The organism is Candidatus Zixiibacteriota bacterium (genome assembly GCA_040753495.1).
GTDB lineage: Bacteria > Zixibacteria > MSB-5A5 > GN15 > PGXB01 > DYGG01.
This window is the reverse complement of the sequence record JBFMEF010000214.1, coordinates 5,153-7,799: the sequence shown is the minus strand read 5'-3', so window position 1 is coordinate 7,799 and position 2,647 is coordinate 5,153. Positions and strand designations below refer to the sequence as shown.

2 protein-coding genes are annotated in these 2,647 nt (G+C 50.4%); both read left to right on the top strand.

Going from position 1 to position 2,647, the window contains the following annotated elements; genetic code table 11:
• Positions 1 to 475: 475 nt before the first annotated feature.
• A complete protein-coding gene (locus AB1690_13805) occupies positions 476 to 892 on the top strand; it encodes an ArsC/Spx/MgsR family protein (protein MEW6016382.1) in 417 nt (138 codons plus the stop codon).
• A gap of 80 nt (positions 893 to 972) precedes the next feature.
• Positions 973 to 2,647: electron transfer flavoprotein-ubiquinone oxidoreductase (locus tag AB1690_13800; GenBank protein ID MEW6016381.1), on the top strand; the 1,675-nt coding region annotated here is incomplete at its 3' end.

Sequence of the window (2,647 nt, the reverse complement as noted above, 5' to 3'; positions counted from 1 at the left end):
ACTCGTCTAAATTTCAGTCAATTTTAGGTACAATCTCCATACCTCACTCTTCACCGCATAAATGACGGAGTCAGTCCGAATTCTGTAGTGCATCGGGAACCGGTGAGCAATTAGATTGTTAAACCAAATGGAAGCGCCCGTGTACCGTCAGACTGTGAACATCCTCACAGGGAAATCAGGTAAGTGAAAAATGGTGCAATTGAGAAAAAGCCGCCGCGAGGGCTGGGGGTCTTGTGAGATCTCGGGTAACCATAACAGGAGGTTGGAGTTACCGGCGCATCCAGGCACTAAAAAAATTGAAAAAATCGCCAAAAAATAGGTGGACAATTGTCAAAAAATAGATATAATAATAATCCTTTTGTGAGGGATACCGATAATCCTGGTAACCCCCTTACCAAACCCCTGTGGGTTAAATGGTTTAGACTTTCTTACTGGTCTCCAATAGACGTGTGTCATCAGGTGACCTGGAGGTTATATGCAGAAGCGTGTTGATTTCTATACATATCCTCATGAATCCAGCTGTGAAGAAGTGCGACAGTTTCTGGAGACGCAGGATCTGGACTTGCGAGTCCGGGATTTGACAAAGCAGCCGCTCAACTACGATGAACTGGCGCGTCTTATCCGTCACATCGATATCAAGCATTTTATCAATGTGAGCTCCAAAGCGTACAAGAAGCATCAATTGGATAAGGAGCTTCCTGAACGCAAAAAGATAATCACCTTTATGGCGGAGGACAATGACCTCATCCGTAAGCCGATTATCATTGCCGGGAGGCTGATGACAGTAGGCTGCAATCGCCAAAAGATAATGGAGATGCTCCAGATTAAATCGAACGGTTCGGACCCGAACGAAAATGGCCGTAACGAGAACGGTCGGCACGCCCGCTCCTGACAATTTCGTGTGCGCCGTCGCCGGGATTTTCTTATATTCCCCTTTTGAACAGTTTTACTTTTTCTCTTTGAGGGAGAACTATGGATATCCAGAGAGAAACTCTCGAAGTTGATGTTCTTGTGGTTGGAGCCGGACCGGCCGGCCTGGCTTTTGCCTATCATCTGACCAATCTCATAAATCAGACCGGGGGACGAATTCCCCAGCCGGAAATAATGGTGATTGAGAAAGGCTCCTATCCCGGAGCGCATTCTCTTTCCGGGGCGATTCTCAATCCCCGTTCGCTGCGGGAACTGATGCCGGATTTTCTTGACCGGGGGATGCCGGTTGAGAGGCCGGTGGGACCGGATTCGCTTTATTATTTTACTTCCCAATCGCAGGTCAAATTCCCTTTTTTGCCAAAGCCGTTTCGCAACGATGGGAATTACATAATTTCTCTTAATAAATTTGCCGGATGGTTCGCCGAGCAGGTGGAAGGGTTAGGGGTCAACATTTTCCCCGGCACCGGCGGCTTTGAACTTCTGATAGAAGAGGGGAAAGTAACCGGCGTGCGAACGGTTGACCTGGGACTGGACAAGGAAGGACATCCCCGCTCCAATTTTGAACCCGGTTCGCTACTGAAGGCGAAAGTCACGGTGCTTGCCGAAGGGGTCCATGGCTCGCTTTCCAAGGAAGCGATTGAAAAACTGAATCTGCGCGAGGGGAAATTTCCGCAGTCATATCTGACCGGCGTAAAGGAAGTCTGGGAAATTCCCGAGGGGCGATTGCGGGAGGGGGAAGTCATTCATACCTTTGGCTGGCCTCAGCCGAACGAGGAGTATGGCGGCGGATTCATCTATGATATGGGCGGCAAAATGGCGGCGGTGGGATATGCTGTGGGATTGAACAGCCCCAATCCTGCCAATGACCCGCATTACAAATTTCAATTATTCAAGACTCATCCTTTTGTCCGGAAGATTTTCGAAGGGGGCACGATGCTCCATTACGGGGCGAAGACCATTCCGGAAGGGGGATATTACGCCATGCCGCGGCTGTACCATGATGGACTCTTATTGATTGGCGATGCCGCCGGATTTCTTGATTCGCAGCGGCTCAAAGGAGTGCATCTGGCGATTAAATCGGGGATGCTTGCCGCCGAGACAATTTGCGAAGCGCTGGAGAAAAATGACTTCAGCAGCGCCACCTTGCGGGGGATGGAGGCGCGCTTTGAAGAATCCTGGGCAAAAGAGGAACTGTTTGCGGTGCGCAATTTCCATTCCGGATTCGAGCATGGACTTCTTGCCGGAATGATCAATTCCGGGCTGCAAATGATATCCGGCGGGAAAGGGCTTTTTGACCGTCGCGAAACGGAGCCGGACCATAAAGCGATGATGCCGCTGGCGCAGTATATCGCCCGTTACGGCGAGGATAGCCTGAAGAAAAATCTGAAATTCGATAATAAATATCTCTTCGATAAGCTGACCGATGTCTATCACAGCGGCACCAAGCATGAAGAAGAGCAGCCGTCGCATCTGGTGATTGCCGATTACGATATCTGCAACAACCGCTGCACCGAAGAGTACGGCAATCCCTGCCAGCATTTCTGCCCGGCGCAGGTGTATGAGATGGTTGATGACCCCTCACGACCGGGAAAGAAGAAACTTCAGCTGACCCCGTCGAACTGCGTTCACTGCAAGACCTGCGATATCGCCGACCCGTATCAGATAATCAAGTGGGTGGTTCCGGAGGGGGGCGGAGGCCCGAATTATACGAATATGT

Bases quoted from the DNA above. Each gene is read 5' to 3' on its own strand.
- AB1690_13805 (MEW6016382.1), top strand. From the start codon at position 476: ATGCAGAAGCGTGTTGATTTCTATACATATCCTCATGAATCCAGCTGT.